This window comes from Rhodovulum adriaticum, assembly GCF_004345735.1.
In the GTDB taxonomy this organism is placed as follows: domain Bacteria; phylum Pseudomonadota; class Alphaproteobacteria; order Rhodobacterales; family Rhodobacteraceae; genus Rhodovulum; species Rhodovulum adriaticum.
On record NZ_SLXL01000010.1, the window covers coordinates 13,559 to 28,537 of the forward strand.

Consider the following 14,979-nt stretch of genomic DNA (forward strand, 5'->3'; position numbering starts at 1 on the left):
AGCCGTGTATGACACATCGGTTCAGGCACCGGTGCCGGTCTGTCTATTTTCGTTCTATATCAATGACTTAATGTGGGATTTGGCTGGGGTGGTAGGATTCGAACCTACGATACACGGTACCAAAAACCGCTGCCTTACCACTTGGCTACACCCCAACGGTGCGCGCGTAGATACGCCGAGTGTGCGCGGGCTTCAAGCCCCATCTGGCGAAAAATCGTGCCTTTTTCGCGCTTGGTTCACAGCTCCAGCGGGGCCGCTTTCGCGAGCCGGTCAAAGCCCATCAGCGTCTGCACCAAGGCGGGCATCCGGTCCAGCGGGATCATGTTCGGCCCGTCCGAGGGCGCTGTATCCGGCGCCTCGTGCGTTTCGATAAAGACGGCTGCAATTCCCAGTGCGACGGCGGCGCGCGCCATCACGGGGGCGAATTCGCGTTGCCCGCCGCTGGCCCCGCCCAGGCCGCCGGGTTGCTGCACCGAATGGGTGGCATCCATTACCACCGGATAGCCGGTGCGCGCCATGATCGGCAGGCTGCGCATGTCGGCCACCAGCGTATTGTAGCCGAAGCTGGAGCCGCGCTCGGTCAGCAGCAGGCGGCGGTTGCCGGTCGATTCGATCTTGGCCACCACGTTGGGCATGTCCCAGGGCGCTAGGAACTGACCCTTCTTGACGTTGACGGCCGCCCCGGTTTCGCCTGCCGCCAGCAGCAGGTCGGTCTGCCGGCACAGAAAGGCGGGGATTTGCAGAACATCGGCGATCGCGGCCACGGGGGCGCATTGTTCGGGGGTGTGGACATCGGTCAGCACGGGCACGTCCAGGCTGTCCTTAACCTCGGCCAGGATTTCCAGCCCGTGTTCCAGCCCCACGCCGCGCTTGCCGCTCAGCGAGGTGCGGTTGGCCTTGTCGAAGCTGGCCTTGAAGATATAGCCCGCGCCCGCCGCCGCGCAGGCGTCGCGCATCGCGCGGCCGATCATCAGCGCATGTTCGGCGCTTTCCAGTTGGCAGGGACCGGCGATCACGGTCAGCGGGCGGGTATTGCCGACGGTCAGGCCGCCGATTTCTATGTCTGTCATGTCAGGCAGATACCTGTTCGCGGAGGACGGAAACGGTAAGAGAGATCATCAGGTATATCCCGGCAAAGATCAGGAACGCCAGCACCGTGTTTTCAAAGGCGCGGGGATAGGTGGGTTCGTCCGGGGCCACGGGGCTGACACCCAGCGACAGGTACCGTACCTGGCGGTTGGCCTCGATCCGGGCGGTTTCCATCTGTTGCAGGGCCTGTTGCAGCAGCAGTTGCCGGTTGGTCAGGTCTGCCTCGGCGATCCGCAGTTCGGCGGAAATCCGGGCCAGAGAGTCGGCGCCGCCGCCGCCCTCGGTCATCGAGGCGCGCAATTCCGCGACCAGTTGTTCCAGCCGGCGGATGTCGCCCTTTACACCATCGACCCGCGCGCTGTTGGGGCGCGGGTTGTCCAAGAGCTGTTGCAGTTGCAGGCGCTTTTCGCGCAGTTGCGTTTCGAACGTGGTGATCTGCCCCATCAGCGCGCCGGTTTCGCTGGCCGGGTCCAGCACGCCCAGCTTTTCCTGCAATTCCAGCACGCGTTGCTGGGCGGCGGCGACCTTTTCCTCGGCCTCTTGATAGCTTGCGCGCGCCCCGGCCATCTGATCCTCGCGCAGGCGCTGTGTCAGCCCGTCGACGCGTTCTTCGGCGTAAGAGATCAGCGCGTTGGAAAAGGCTGCGCTGGTTTCGGGGTCTGCGGCGATGACCTCCATCTTGAGGATGCCCTCGGTGGGATCGTAGCCGATCTTGACCGCCTTCTTGTACAGTTTGTAGGCCGCCTCTGACGTGCTGTCGGGCTGCAATTGCCGCAGCGGGTCGATCCAGTCCTGGCTGAAATGCGCGCGAAAGCCGCGGTCCTGATCCAGCCGCAGCATCGCGTCGCGCGATTGCAGATAGCTTTGCACCGCGATGGAATCCTGCTGCATGGCCAGCCCGGTGCCCTGGAACAGGCTGCCCAGGCCGCCGCCGCCGGTTGCTTCGGCCTGCTGGATGACGAATTCCGACTTGGTCGCGTACATCGGCGTGGCGATGGTGTAGTAGTAATAGCCCGCCAGCAGCGTGGGCAGCAGCACAAAGACCGAAAGCCGCGCGAACAGCAGGGCCAGGCCGCGCCGCCGGCGCCGCGCGATGTCGCGTTGGATGTCGCGCACCTCGCGCAGGCGGGATTCGGCGGGGGCGGCCAGCGCGGGCACCGCCAAATCCTGTTTCTCGGTGCGGGGCAGGGCGGGCAGGCTGCCGATTTCGCTGGCGCGGCCGGGGGCCTCGCTTTGGACCAGTTCCAGCATGTTGGCGCGCTGGAACGGGTCGATCCCCTTGGCGCGCAGCAGGCGCACCGCGTCGTAATCCGAGGTCGGCGCCAGCCCGTGTTTCTGGGCGATACGCCGGGCCATGCGCAATTGCCTGCCTGTCAGGCCCTCGCGCCGGATCGCGTCGATATCCTGATCCGCGCTGCGCGGGGTGTCGGGTCCGGGCTGGGACTGGACGCCGGTTGGCATCGGTGCTGTCACTGTGCCCTCTGCGGTGCGGGGTTCCGGGTTGGCGGCGCGCGCGGTGGGGAAGGGGGCGCTGCCGAAACCGTCCTCGGGCTCTGGCGGGCGTTGGTCTGCCGCGGGGGCGGTTGCCGCACCGTTGGCGCCGACCGTCCCGACAGGGTCCAGGCCCGTCCGCAAAGAGGTGTTGCGGCGGATGCGGAATTTCCTAGCCTTGGGTTTGGTAGTCATAAAGCGCCCTGGCCTCTTCGAGGCTGTCGAACATGAACATCTGCCCGTCGCGCAGCACAGCGGCCGTGCGACAGAATTTTTCCAGCGTTGCGGGCTGGTGCGAGGCGATCACGACGGTCGCGCCCTCCAGCCGTTCGCGCAGGATCGCGCCGGCCTTGCGGTTGAACGCCACGTCCGTGGTCGACGGCATCCCCTCGTCGATGAGGTATATATCGAAATCCAGCGCCAGCAGCAGCGAAAAGTTGAACCGCGCGCGCATCCCCGAACTGTAGGTGCCCACGGGCATGTCGAAATACTCCTCGATCCCGCACAGCCAACGGGAAAAGGCCTCGACGTAGTCGGGATCCAGCCCGTAAAGCCGCGCGATATAGCGGGCGTTCTCGGTGCCGCTATGCTTGTTGACGACGCCGCCCATGAAACCCAGCGGGAAAGAGATCCGGCAGGCGCGAGTCACCTTGCCCTCGTCGGGTTTTTCCAGCCCGGCCATCATGTTGATCAGCGTCGTCTTGCCGGTCCCGTTGGGGGCCAGGATGCCCAGCGAATTGCCCAGCTCCACCCGGAACGAAACACGATCAAGGATCACCTTGCGTTGCTTTCCGGTCCAGAAGCTTTTGCTGACGCCGTTGAACTCCAGCATGATTGTCCCCGCTCATGTCCGCCCTGCCTGTCCGGGCTGGAAACGGACTGGTTCGTGTTTGGAACCTAAAGATGTACTTGGGCCATATTATGTCGAGATGGGGGTGCGCAACAGGCGCTTGGCGCCCCTAACCCGGCCGCCGCCGAACCCCCATCAGCCGCGCGGCCAACAGGGCCAGCGGTGCCGCACCAAGGCTGAGCAGCAGACCGATCCGCGCCCCGTCCGCCGCATCGATCCCGTCCAGGACCGGCCCCGCATCGAACGCGCTGCCCGCGGCCAGCAGCGGCACGGTCAGGCCGATCCCGGCGACCAGCCCGATTACCGCCAATTCGCGCGGGCGCATTCCCGGCGGCACGGGCAGCCGCAGGGCACGGGCGACAGGCCCGCCGAACAGCACCACGCCCAGCGGCTTGCCCAGCAGCAGGGCTGCCAGCACAAACAGGCTGACCGGCCCCGCCGCGCCCAGATCTACCCCGGCGTTGCACAGGCCGAACAGGAACAGGATCGCACCGACGGGGCGCCGCAGCAGGTGCTCGGCATGGTTCAGCAGGTCGTTCAGATACCGCTCCGCCTCGGAAAACAGCCCGAAGGCCCGGTCCGCATGGGGCAGGGCAGGCACCACCGGCAACAGCCCCAGGGCCGGGTTCAACCCGCTTTGCTGCACGCCGTACCAGCTGATCGCCCCGGCCACCGCATAGGGCCAAAGCGACAGGCGCCGCCGCACCCAGGCCGTGTTGGGCTGGGCCGGGTGCCCCCGGTCCAGGTGTCGCGGCAGCCAGTTGAACAGGCCGAACGCCCCGGCCCCGGCGGCCAGCGGCACCAGCAGCCAGGCCGGTTGCACCGTGCCCGCAGGGTGCAGCACCGTCAGCAGGGCCATGGCAACCAGGTCGTCGGTGATTGCCAGCAGCAGCAACACGCGCACCGCCGGGTGCCCCGTACCGAACACCGCCCGCCCCACGACGAAGGCCAGCGCGATATCCGTGGCCATGGGCACCGTCCAGCCCCGTGCCAGTGCCGCCCAGGCATCCGGCCCCAGGAACGCCACCAGCCCCAGATAGACCGCGACCGGCCCGATCATCCCGCCCGCCGTGGCCAGCAGCGGCGCTGCCGCCTTGCGCCCGCGCAACGCCCCGCGTTTCAGGATCAGCGCCTCCCAGAGTTCCTTGAACGCCACGGCGAAGATCACCGACATCAGCATGCCGTTAACCAGGAACTCTACCGTCAGGACGCGCCGGACCTCGCCCGCCACCTCGTGCGGGTGGCCGATCCCGACGCCCTCCAGCAGGACGAATTCCACCGCGTTGTTGTAGGTGCCGGGCGCCAGGGCGGCCCAGGCCAGCCCCATTCCGATACCGGCCAGCAACAGCGCCGCATTATGGCCTAGGGCGTTCCACACACGATACATCCAAGGGTCCTCCCGCTTGGCCGTCTGGATAGGGCATCGGCCCGCGCCCGGCAACCGGCCCGGGTTTGCGCCGTCGCGCGATCCGGCCTAAAGCGGGGCGATGTCCGACCTGATCCGGGAAATCGCCGCCTGCCGCCTGTGCGCCGACCGTTTCGCAGAAACGGCCACCGCCCACGCCCCGCGCCCGGTGCCGTGGTTCGCGCCCGGCGCGCGCATCCTGGTCTGCGGCCAGGCGCCGGGGATGCGGGTGCACAAGGCGGGCAAGCCGTTCTTCGACCCCTCTGGCGACCGGTTGCGCGACTGGATGGGGATCGGCCCGGATATCTTCTATGACCGGACCCGCCTCGCGGTGCTGCCCATGGCGTTCTGTTTTCCGGGCTATGACGCGCGCGGCGCGGACCTGCCACCCCCGCGGCTGTGCGCGCAAACCTGGCACGACCGGGTGATGGCGCATCTGGGCGTGGTGCCGCTGACGCTGCTGATCGGCGGATACGCGCAGCGCTGGCACCTTGGGGTGGCGGCGCGCGGCGGGGTAACGGAAACGGTTGCCGCCTGGCGCGACCATGCGCCGGCGGTTTTCCCCTTGCCGCATCCCTCCTGGCGCAATACCGCATGGCTAAGGCGCAACCCCTGGTTCGAGGCAGAGCTTCTGCCGCTGCTGCGCGCCCGTGTGAAAGAGGTGCTCGCGTGACCCGACAAACCGCGCTCGACATCGCCCAGGCGGCCATGCAGGCCGCGCCCGACGACCCCGCGCCCCGGCTGCGCTATTACGGTCGGCTGGCCGGGACCGAACTTTTCCTGCTGCTGGAGCGCGAGGCAAAGGACGACCGCATCGCCCCCAGCGTCTTCACCCCCGAAGAGGCGGGCCCCCTCGTCCTGGCCTTCGACCGCGAAAGCCGACTGACCGATTTCACCGGCGCGCCCGCGCCCTATGCCGCGCTGCCGGGCCGGGCGCTTGCCCCGTTGCTGGCGGCCCAGGGGCTGGGTGTGGCGGTCAATCCGGGCACGGATCACGCCGAACTTTTGCCCGCCTCGGCCGTGGCCTGGTGGGCCGAAACGCTGGCCGCCCCTGCCCCCGCGCCCGTGGCCCTGCAGCCACAGGCGCTGTGCCCCCCCGCCGATCTGCCCCGGGACCTGCTGGCCGCGCTCGACACCTGCCTGGCGGCAATGGCGGGCCTGGCCGGGGCCGCCTGGCTGACCGGCATCCGATACCAGGGGGGCGGGCAGGGGCTGCTGCTGATCCTGGCCGACCCCGCACCGGGGGCCGAGGAGGCGCTTGCCCAGGCGGTGGCCCAGGCCCTGCGGTTCAGCGGGCTGGACAGGGGCGCACTGGATGTCGCCTTCCGCGCGGGCGATGATCCGGTCCTGAACCGGATCGCAACGGTCGGCCTGCGCATCGACCTGCCCGATCCGGCCCCGGTGGAACCTGTTCCCTTGCGCGATCCCGGCGCCCCCCCGCGCCTGCGCTGATCCCTTCTTCTTGGTCCAAATACCCATCCGCGGGCGCGTCAGCGCCCGCGGCCCGGCCCAACGCCGGACAAGCGGGCCTGCCCCGCGCCGACCGGGGGCGGGAGCCGCCCTCAATACCCCCGTGCGCGGTCGACCAGATGCAGCAGCGGCTCGCCCGCCTCGGACCTGCGGATATTCTCGGCGATCACGCGGGCGGCGCTGGCGGGGCGGGTTTCGGACGCGATATGCGGGGTTACCGTCACCCGCGGGTGGGTCCAGAACGGGTGATCCGCTGGCAGGGGTTCGCTGCGGAACACGTCCAGCGTGGCATGCCCGATCCGCCCGGCGTCCAGCGCGGCCAGCAGCGCGGTATCGTCGATCAGCGCGCCGCGGCCGGGATTGATCAGCACCGCGCCCGCGGGCATCCAGCCCAGCCGTTCGGCATTCATCAGGTTTTCGGTCTGGGCCGTCAGCGGCAGCAACAGCACCGCGATCTCGGCCCGTTCCAGCACCGCGCGCAGCCCTTCGGCCCCGTGATGGCAGGTCACGCCCGGTACTTCGCGCTGCGTGCGGCTCCACCCCTGCACGTCGAAGCCCAGGGCCACCAGCGCGCTGGCGGCGGCCTGTCCCAACGCGCCCAGACCCAGCAGGGCCACGGTCCGGTCCCGCGCCAGCGGGGGCGCGACCTGATCCCAGCGATGGGCGGGGTTCACGATATGCGCATCCATCCCCAGATGGTGGCGCAGGACGTGGCCCGCCACCCATTCGCGCATCCCTTCCTCCAGCCCCGCATCCACCATCCGGCACAGCGGCTGGGTCAGGGTGTCGTTGGTTACGATGTTCTCCACCCCGGCCCACAGCGACAGCACCGCCCGGCACCCGGTGAAGGGGGTGAAATCCGACAGCCCGCCATTTGGCGCGTAGACGACGTAATCCACCGTTTCTGGCGCCTCGGTTTCGGTTACGATGCGGGCTGCGATCCCGGCCTCTTGCAGGGCGGCGGTCAAGGGCGCCTGATATTGCGGCCAGCGCGCGGGCGGTGCGGAAAACAGGATCGTCAGCATCAGCGCCCCCTTGGCCTGTGGATATGCGCGCTTTGTACCAGCCCGAAGGCCACCATCAACACCAGCATGGCCGACCCGCCATAGGACACCAGCGGCAGCGGCACCCCCACCACCGGGGCCAGCCCCATGACCATCGCCATGTTCAGCGCGAAGAACAGGAAAAAGGTCGCCGCGATCCCCAGCGTCAGCAGAGAGGCAAAACGATCCCGGTTCTGCAGGGCAGAGGCCACGCAAAACGCCACGATCAGCACATAAAGGCTGAGCAGCGAGATACCGCCGACAAAGCCGAACTCCTCGGCCAGGGTGGTAAAGATGAAATCGGTGTGTTTTTCGGGCAGAAAGTTCAGACGTGATTGCGTGCCCTGCATGAACCCGCGCCCGGTCCAGCCCCCCGATCCCAGGGCGATCTTGGACTGGGTGATGTGATAGCCCGCCCCCAGCGGGTCGGACCCCGGATCCAGGAAGGTGTCGATCCGGCGATACTGGTAATCCTTCAGCAATTGCCAGCCGGTGCCCCGAGTCAGGAACACCGCCGCCACCAGCCCGCCGCCCATGGTTATGACCACTGCGAAATACAGCCAGTGCACGCCCGCCAGGAACATCACGATCCCGCCGCCCGCCACCAGCAGCAGCGCGGTGCCCAGGTCGGGCTGTTTCAGCACCAGGAAGGTCGGGATCAGGATCAGCAGCAGCGGCACCGCCACGAATTGCGGCCGGGAAACGCTGCGAATGTCCAGCCAGTCGTAATAGGCCGCCAACACCATCACCAGCGTGATCTTGGTCAGCTCCGAGGGTTGCAGCCGCATGAAGCCCAGGTCGATCCAGCGCTGCGCGCCCATCCCGACCGTGCCGAAGAATTCCACCGCGATCAGCAGGCCGACCGATAGCGCATAGGCCAGCGCGGCCGTGTTGCGCCAGAACCAGATCGGGACGAACCCGACGAAGAACATCGCCGCCAGCCCCAGGGCAAAGCGTTTCATCTGCGGCTCGGCCCAGCGGTCCATGCTGCCGCCGGCGACCGAGGTCAGCATCAGGAACCCCACCCCGGCCACGGCGCACAGCAGCAGCACCAGCGCCCAGTTCACATACAGCATCTTACGCAGGCCGGTGGGCATGGTCTTGAGGTTGTATTCAAGATAGCTCATGCCCGGCTCCTGCCGCTGGAGGGCGCGGTGTCGAAGCGGCGCAGCGGCAGCTTGCGCAGATCCTGTTCCACCTGCCAGCGCTGCCGTTCGGGATAGGCCGACATGGGGGGCAGATCGCCGTAAAGCGCGCGCAGGGTGATGTCGCGGGCAATGGGCGCGGCGACGGTGGACCCGCCGCCGCCATGCTCGACCACGACGGAAACGGCGATCCGCGGGGCCTCCAGCGGGGCGAAGGCCACGAACAGCGCATGGTCGCGCCGTTCCCAGGGCAGGTCTTCGTTGTTGACGACCCCGGCCGCCCGTTCGGCGGCGGTGATGTTGCGTACCTGGCTGGTGCCGGTCTTGCCCGCCAGTTCCAGCCCTTCGGCCACCACGCGCGCACGAAAGGCGGTGCCGCGCCGGTTGTTGACAACGGCCCCCATCGCCGCGCGGATCTGCGCCAGGTTCGCGGGATCGACATCCAGCGGCGCGCCGGGGTCATGGGGCTGTTCGATGCCATCCACGGATTTGACCAGCCGGGGGGTCAGTGCCCGGCCGGTGGCGATGCGCGCGCTCATCACCGCCAGTTGCAGCGGCGAGGCCAGCACATAGCCCTGCCCGATGGAGGCGTTCAGCGTGTCGCCCACCACCCATTCGGCGCCTCGGTTTTCCCGCTTCCATGCCTTGTTGGGCGTCAGGCCCGAGACCACCGCAGACAGCGGCACGTCATGGCGTTCGCCCAGTCCGAACTTGCGCGCCATGGCGGTGATCTTCTCGATCCCGACCCGCTGGGCGAGTTCGTAGTAATAGACGTCGCAGGACTGTTCCAGGCTTTGCAGCAGGTTCACGTGACCGTGCCCGCCGCGCCGCCAGCAATGGAAGCGGCGCCCGCCGACCTCCATGTGGCCGGGGCAGTAGACGGTTTCCTCAGGGTCGATCAGCCCGTCCTCAAGGGCCGCCAGCGCGGTGATCATCTTGAAGGTTGACCCCGGCGGATAGGCGCCCTGCACCGCCTTGTTCGACAGGGGCCGGTAGGGCGTTTCGGTCAGCGCCTTGTAATCGGCCACCGAAATCCCCCGCACAAACTTGTTCGGGTCGAAGCTGGGGGCCGATGCGATGCCCAGCAGATCGCCGCGTTCCAGATCCATGACCACGGCGGCGGCGCTTTCCTCGCCCAGGCGGGCCTGCATGAAGTTCTGCAGCCCCGCATCCACGGTCAATTGCAGGTCGGCGCCGGGTTGCCCGTCGATCCGGTCCAGTTCCCGGATCACACGGCCCACGGCGTTGACCTCGATCCGGCGGGTGCCGGCCTTGCCGCGCAGCCTGTGCTCTCGCTTGGATTCCACCCCGGTTTTGCCGATCTGGAAGCGCGGGATCTGCAACAGCGGGTCAGGATCCTCCAGCCGGGACAGGTCGTAATCGGAAACCGGGCCGACATAGCCCACCACATGCGCGAAATCCTGCCCCATCGGATAGAGGCGGGACAGCCCCACCTCGGGGGCGATGCCGGGCAGGATCGGCGCGTTCACGGCGACGCGGGCGACATCCTCCCAGTGCAGGCGGTCGGCCACGGTCACCGGGATGAACGGGCTGTGGCGCTGGATTTCCTTCAGTGCGCGTTCGACGGTGCCCGCGTCCAGGGGCACCAGGCGGGTCAGCCGGGCCAGCGCCTTTTCGGGGTCGCCGGCATCCTCGCGCACCAGGACGATCCGGTAGTTCTGTTCGTTCTCTGCCAGGATGCGGCCGGCGCGGTCATAGATCAGCCCGCGTGCCGGGGGGATTAGGCGGATGTTGATGCGGTTTTCCTCGGCCAGCAGGCGAAAGGTATCGGCCTGGGTGACCTGCAGATGCCGCATCCGCAGGGCCAGCACCCCGGCAAAGCCTGCCTGCAATCCGCCCAGCACCAGCGCGCGCCGGGTCAGGCGGCGCGGCAATTCCCCGGTATCGCGTATGGGCCGTTTCATCGCGCCAGCCCCCGCGGGTCCAGATCGCCCGGCGTGATGCGGCGCACACCTAATCCAAAGCGTGAGATCAGCACAACGCCCGGGTAGGCCAGCACGCTCAGAACCGCGCAGACCAGCGAGGCGCCAAGCGATCCGCCGGGCACCGCGAACAGGGCAAAGGCCAGCCCCTGCAGCACGAACACCGCCACGATGACCGCCGTCGCCATCAGCCATTCCGGGCCAAAGGGGGTTTCGACAGATACTTGCTGACGTGCCCGCAGGAATTCCGAGCCAAGCAGCACCAGCGCTGTCAGCAGGCCCGGCGGGCGCATCAGCATGATGTCCAGCATCAGGAACACCCCGGCAATCAGCCAGGGCGGCAGGTAGTCGGGCCGCCGGTGCAGCCAGGCGATGGTCAGGCACAGCATCAGGTCGGGACCGGGCAGCCCGCCGGGCATCGTGTCGATCGGCAGGATCAGCAGGAATATCAGCGCGCCCGCCAGCCCGGCATAAAGCAGCCGGTAAAAGCCCCGGTCCAGCGCGACGGGATCAATCATCGCGGGCCTCTGCGGTGCTGTCGACGGGCACTGGGCCGATGGGGGCAGGGGCGATCAGCGCGCCGGGGTCGTGCAGCACCTCGCCCGCGTGGCTGCGCAGCACCCGCAGGAATTCCAGCCGGTCGTATTCCGCCGACAGGCGCACGCGCAATTGCCGGTCCCGGCCAAGGGCCACATGCCCGACCAGCAGGCCCGCGGGAAAGACCCCGCCATCGCCCGAGGACACCACGCGGTCACCCGGCTGCACCAGCGCCGGATCCTCGACGAAGTCCAGCGCCGGGTTGGTAGAGTTGTCGCCGGCCAGCACCGCGCGCTGGCCCGAGGGCTGGATCGTCACCGGCACCCGGCTGTTGGGATCGGTCAGCAGGATCACCCGCGAGGTGGTCCGCCCCACGCCCGAGATGCGCCCGACCAGCCCCAGGCCGTCTGTTGTCGCCCAGCCGTCCACGATCCCGTCACGCGCGCCCACGTTCAGCAGCACCGACTGCCGGAAAGGAGAGCCGCTATCGGCCATCACCACCCCGGTGACATAGGTCAGCTTGGGGTCCAGCCGCACCTTGTTCAGATCCAGCAGCTTGGCGTTTTCCTGTTCCAGCTGCAGCGCGGCCTCTTTCCAGGCCTTCATCTGGCGCAGTTCGCGGCGCAATTCCTGGTTCTGCTCGGCCAGCCGGGCGTAGGACTGAAAGCCTTCGATCAGCTCCCACGTCTTGGTGACCGGCACCAGCGCCCAGTCGAAGCCGGGCACGACGCGGTCCACGATCTGCATGCGCATCCGTTCCACGCGGGGGCTGTCGATGCGCCAGAACGCGAACAGCGCCAGCAGGAACAGAACCAGCCCCGCAATCAGGAGCCGCCTGATCGGGCGGGCGTAGTCGATGGAACTGTTGCGGTCTGCGGCCAAGGGTGCCTCGCCTTGCGCGCGGCCATGGGGTGGCGGCGGATCAACTGTCGTAGTCTATCACATGCCGGAGCTGTTTTTCATATTCCAGCGCCTTGCCCGTCCCCAGGGCCACACAATTCAGTGATTCGTCGGCGACCGAGATGCCCAGCCCCGTCTGTTCGCGCAGCGCCAGGTCCAGCTCTCCCAGCAGGGCGCCGCCCCCGGTCAGCATCACGCCGCGGTCCACGATGTCGGCGGCCAGGTCGGGCGGCGTGGCCTCCAGCGCGGTCATCACCGCCTCGCAGATTTGCTGGACGGGCTCGGCCAGTGCCTCGGCCACCTGGGCCTGGTTGATCTCGATTTCCTTGGGCACGCCGTTCAGCAGGTCGCGACCGCGGATCTGCATGCAGGCGCCGCGCCCGTCATCGGGCATGCGCGCCGTGCCGATCGAGGTCTTGATACGTTCGGCGGTGGCCTCGCCGATCAGCAGGTTCTGCTGGCGGCGCAGGTAGTTGATGATCGCCTCGTCCATGCGGTCGCCGCCGACGCGGACCGAGCGCGCATAGACGATGTCGCCAAGCGACAGCACCGCAACCTCGGTGGTACCGCCGCCGATATCGACGACCATGCTGCCCGTCGGGTCGGTGATCGGCATGCCCGCGCCGATGGCCGCCGCGATGGGTTCGGCGATCAGCCCCGCGCGCCGGGCGCCCGCGGACAGAACCGACTGGCGAATGGCGCGTTTTTCCACCGGGGTCGCGCCGTGGGGCACGCAGACGATGATCTTGGGCTTGGTAAAGGTGGTGCGCTTGTGGACCTTGCGGATGAAATACTTGATCATCTCTTCGGCCACGTCGAAATCGGCGATGACGCCTTCGCGCATCGGGCGGATGGCCTCGATGCTGCCGGGGGTGCGCCCCAGCATCAGCTTGGCATCCTCGCCCACGGCCAGCACCTGCTTGCGCCCGTCCTTGACGTGAAAGGCAACCACCGAGGGTTCGTTCAGGATCACGCCGCGGCCCTTGACGTAGACCAGCGTGTTCGCCGTTCCGAGGTCGATCGCCATGTCCGACGAGAACAGACCGCCAAATCCTGTCATAACTTGCGCCACCCGCATTCCTGTAAATTGATGACCCGCGATTCCGCCGTGCGGGACGGTGGCCCTTATAGGCGCTTGGCGCCGGGGCGGTAAAGGGCGCATGCAAGCGCCGCGGCGCGGGTTCTTGCCGATTGCACCATTCGAATATGGATATCTGCTTCAGGTCAGAATTCCGGGGCGTGGCCGCCCCGGAATTGCACTTTTCAAGCAATCGCCGATTGCGATCTCGGCGCTGTTCGCGGTTGCGCCGATCTACACCGCCGCAGCGGTTTCGTCCGGCTTGCCCTTTTCGCGGCGGACCAGCAGGCGATTCAGGGCCGCGACATACGCCTTGGCCGAGGCAACGACCGTGTCGGTATCCGACGATTGGCCGGTCACGATCTTGCCGTCCTCCTCCATCCGGACGCTGACGGTGGCCTGCGCGTCGGTGCCGCCGGTGACCGCGTGCACCTGGTAGAGTTGCAGATGCGCCCCGTGCGGGAACAGCGCCTTGACCGCGTTGAAGGTGGCATCCACCGGCCCATCGCCCTGGGCGGTCACCTGGTGGTCCACCCCGTCGATCGTCAGGGTCAGGTCCGCCGATTGCGGCGCCTCGGTGCCGCAGATCACGCGCAGGAATTTCACCTGCAGCCGACCGTTGCCCTCATCCGCGGTGCTGTCGCGCATCAGGGCGATCAGGTCGTCGTCGTAGATCTCTTTCTTGCGGTCGGCCAGGGCCTTGAACCGGACGAACACGTCCTTCAGCTGGTTGTCACCCAGATCAAAGCCCAGATCCTTCAGCTTGGCGCGCAGGGCCGCGCGGCCCGAATGCTTGCCCATCACCAGGTTGGTGGCGGTCAGGCCGATATCCTCGGGGCGCATGATCTCGAAGGTTTCGGCGTTCTTCAGTACGCCATCCTGGTGGATGCCCGATTCATGGGCAAAGGCGTTCTTGCCGACGATGGCCTTGTTGTATTGCACCGCAAAGCCCGACACCGCCGCCACCTTGCGGCTGATCCCCATGATGCGGGTGGTGTCGATGCCGGTGGTGAATGGCATGATGTCGTTGCGCACCTTCAGCGCCATCACCACCTCTTCCAGCGCGGTGTTGCCCGCGCGTTCGCCCAGCCCGTTGATCGTGCATTCGATCTGGCGGGCGCCGGCCTCCACCGCGGCCAGGGCGTTGGCGGTCGCCATGCCCAGGTCGTTGTGGCAATGGGTTGCGAATATGATTTCATCCGCGCCGGGCACGCGTTCCAGCAGCATCGCGATCAGATCGGCGCTTTCGCGCGGGGCGGTATAGCCCACGGTGTCGGGGATGTTGATCGTGGTCGCGCCGCATTTGATCGCGGTTTCAACGACACGGCACAGGTAATCGTGTTCCGTCCGCGTCGCGTCCATCGGTGACCACTGCACATTGTCGCACAGGTTGCGGGCATGGGTCACGGTTGCCTCGATCCGCTCCACCATCTCGTCCTGCGTCAGCTTGGTGATGTCGCGGTGCAGGGGCGAGGTGCCGATGAAGGTGTGGATGCGCGGGCGCGGGGCGTGTTGAACGGCCTCCCACGCGCGGTCGATATCGGGCAGTTGCGCGCGGGCCAGGCCGCAGATCACCGAGTTCTTCGACTGCTTGGCGATGTCGCGCACGGCCTCGAAGTCGCCCTCGGATGCGATGGGAAAGCCGGCCTCGATGATATCGACGCCCATTTCGTCCAGCATGGCGGCGATTTCCAGCTTTTCGTCATGGGTCATGGTCGCGCCGGGGCTTTGCTCGCCATCGCGCAGGGTGGTGTCGAAGATCAGGACGCGGTCCTGTTCGGTCTTGTCGGTCATGTTTGATACTCTCTTGATATCCTCAGCCGTGGGGCGATGGCGCGGTGCACGATCCTCTGAGCGGTCGCGCCAAAACGGCACGCTCAGAGGCGGCTAAGGAGCAGCAGCAGGCCAAGGGGCAGCACGCGCAGGGCGCGCGGTGCGGGGGCGATATGTCCTTGGCGTTCCATCACGGCGTACTATAGGGGCTGCAAGTCCGAAGGGAAACCCCATTCTGGGCGCGTTCCGCGGCCG

Annotated in this window: 13 protein-coding genes and 1 tRNA gene; 2 read left to right on the top strand and 12 right to left on the bottom strand. The window is 67.5% G+C overall.

The window, feature by feature from the left end; genetic code table 11:
• Positions 1-80: 80 nt before the first annotated feature.
• The 5 genes from EV656_RS12305 to EV656_RS12325 form a co-directional block, all read right to left on the bottom strand.
• Positions 81-155 (bottom strand) — tRNA-Gln (locus EV656_RS12305).
• Positions 156-236: 81 nt separating this feature from the next.
• Positions 237-1,070, bottom strand: a complete 834-nt coding sequence (gene kdsA / locus EV656_RS12310) for a 3-deoxy-8-phosphooctulonate synthase (protein ID WP_132604488.1) — start codon at positions 1,068-1,070, stop codon at positions 237-239.
• A gap of 1 nt (position 1,071) precedes the next feature.
• On the bottom strand, positions 1,072-2,775 hold the full coding sequence (locus tag EV656_RS12315) for a KpsE/RkpR family capsule polysaccharide export protein (RefSeq protein WP_132604491.1): 1,704 nt from the start codon (positions 2,773-2,775) through the stop codon (positions 1,072-1,074).
• Entirely contained in the window at positions 2,753-3,412 is a 660-nt protein-coding gene (locus tag EV656_RS12320) for an ABC transporter ATP-binding protein (protein WP_132604494.1), read from the bottom strand. The genes EV656_RS12315 and EV656_RS12320 overlap by 23 nt, the downstream gene beginning before the upstream one ends.
• A 127-nt stretch (positions 3,413-3,539) precedes the next feature.
• The gene (locus EV656_RS12325; RefSeq protein ID WP_132604497.1) at positions 3,540-4,817 is read right to left on the bottom strand and encodes a Na+/H+ antiporter NhaA; all 1,278 of its coding nucleotides are present in this window, start codon (positions 4,815-4,817) and stop codon (positions 3,540-3,542) included.
• 100 nt (positions 4,818-4,917) lie between these two features.
• Here EV656_RS12325 and EV656_RS12330 point away from each other — a divergent pair, with 100 nt between their 5' ends.
• On the top strand, positions 4,918-5,508 hold the full coding sequence (locus EV656_RS12330; protein ID WP_132604500.1) for a uracil-DNA glycosylase family protein: 591 nt from the start codon (positions 4,918-4,920) through the stop codon (positions 5,506-5,508).
• Entirely contained in the window at positions 5,505-6,287 is a 783-nt protein-coding gene (locus EV656_RS12335; RefSeq protein WP_132604503.1) for an SseB family protein, read from the top strand. The genes EV656_RS12330 and EV656_RS12335 overlap by 4 nt, the downstream gene beginning before the upstream one ends.
• 110 nt (positions 6,288-6,397) lie before the next feature.
• Here EV656_RS12335 and EV656_RS12340 read toward each other — a convergent pair whose 3' ends face one another.
• From EV656_RS12340 to EV656_RS12370, 7 genes are all read right to left on the bottom strand, one after another.
• Positions 6,398-7,330 carry a 2-hydroxyacid dehydrogenase gene (locus EV656_RS12340; RefSeq protein WP_132604506.1) on the bottom strand — a complete coding sequence of 311 codons (933 nt, stop codon included), beginning with the start codon at positions 7,328-7,330 and terminating at the stop codon, positions 6,398-6,400.
• Positions 7,330-8,475 carry a rod shape-determining protein RodA gene (rodA, locus tag EV656_RS12345; RefSeq protein ID WP_132604509.1) on the bottom strand — a complete coding sequence of 382 codons (1,146 nt, stop codon included), beginning with the start codon at positions 8,473-8,475 and terminating at the stop codon, positions 7,330-7,332. The genes EV656_RS12340 and rodA overlap by 1 nt, the downstream gene beginning before the upstream one ends.
• Positions 8,472-10,418: a penicillin-binding protein 2 gene (mrdA, locus tag EV656_RS12350; RefSeq protein WP_132604512.1), complete on the bottom strand. Its 1,947-nt coding sequence runs from the start codon at positions 10,416-10,418 to the stop codon at positions 8,472-8,474. Before mrdA ends, rodA begins: the two co-directional genes overlap by 4 nt.
• Positions 10,415-10,954 (bottom strand): rod shape-determining protein MreD, encoded by a 540-nt coding sequence (locus EV656_RS12355; protein WP_132604515.1) that lies wholly within the window; start codon positions 10,952-10,954, stop codon positions 10,415-10,417. The genes mrdA and EV656_RS12355 overlap by 4 nt, the downstream gene beginning before the upstream one ends.
• Positions 10,947-11,855 carry a rod shape-determining protein MreC gene (gene mreC / locus EV656_RS12360; RefSeq protein ID WP_132604518.1) on the bottom strand — a complete coding sequence of 303 codons (909 nt, stop codon included), beginning with the start codon at positions 11,853-11,855 and terminating at the stop codon, positions 10,947-10,949. The genes EV656_RS12355 and mreC overlap by 8 nt, the downstream gene beginning before the upstream one ends.
• A gap of 40 nt (positions 11,856-11,895) precedes the next feature.
• Positions 11,896-12,933 carry a rod shape-determining protein gene (locus EV656_RS12365; RefSeq protein WP_132604520.1) on the bottom strand — a complete coding sequence of 346 codons (1,038 nt, stop codon included), beginning with the start codon at positions 12,931-12,933 and terminating at the stop codon, positions 11,896-11,898.
• Positions 12,934-13,185: 252 nt separating this feature from the next.
• The gene (locus EV656_RS12370) at positions 13,186-14,745 is read right to left on the bottom strand and encodes a 2-isopropylmalate synthase (protein WP_132604522.1); all 1,560 of its coding nucleotides are present in this window, start codon (positions 14,743-14,745) and stop codon (positions 13,186-13,188) included.
• Between the last annotated feature and the right edge of the window lie 234 nt (positions 14,746-14,979).

Coding starts and splice junctions, on each gene's coding strand:
- mrdA (WP_132604512.1), bottom strand. CDS start 10,418: ATGAAACGGCCCATACGCGATACCGGGGAATTGCCGCGCCGCCTGACC.
- EV656_RS12320 (WP_132604494.1), bottom strand. CDS start 3,412: ATGCTGGAGTTCAACGGCGTCAGCAAAAGCTTCTGGACCGGAAAGCAA.
- rodA (WP_132604509.1), bottom strand. CDS start 8,475: ATGAGCTATCTTGAATACAACCTCAAGACCATGCCCACCGGCCTGCGT.
- EV656_RS12355 (WP_132604515.1), bottom strand. CDS start 10,954: ATGATTGATCCCGTCGCGCTGGACCGGGGCTTTTACCGGCTGCTTTAT.
- EV656_RS12330 (WP_132604500.1), top strand. CDS start 4,918: ATGTCCGACCTGATCCGGGAAATCGCCGCCTGCCGCCTGTGCGCCGAC.
- EV656_RS12325 (WP_132604497.1), bottom strand. CDS start 4,817: ATGTATCGTGTGTGGAACGCCCTAGGCCATAATGCGGCGCTGTTGCTG.
- EV656_RS12340 (WP_132604506.1), bottom strand. CDS start 7,330: ATGCTGACGATCCTGTTTTCCGCACCGCCCGCGCGCTGGCCGCAATAT.
- EV656_RS12370 (WP_132604522.1), bottom strand. CDS start 14,745: ATGACCGACAAGACCGAACAGGACCGCGTCCTGATCTTCGACACCACC.
- EV656_RS12315 (WP_132604491.1), bottom strand. CDS start 2,775: ATGACTACCAAACCCAAGGCTAGGAAATTCCGCATCCGCCGCAACACC.
- EV656_RS12365 (WP_132604520.1), bottom strand. CDS start 12,933: ATGACAGGATTTGGCGGTCTGTTCTCGTCGGACATGGCGATCGACCTC.
- kdsA (WP_132604488.1), bottom strand. CDS start 1,070: ATGACAGACATAGAAATCGGCGGCCTGACCGTCGGCAATACCCGCCCG.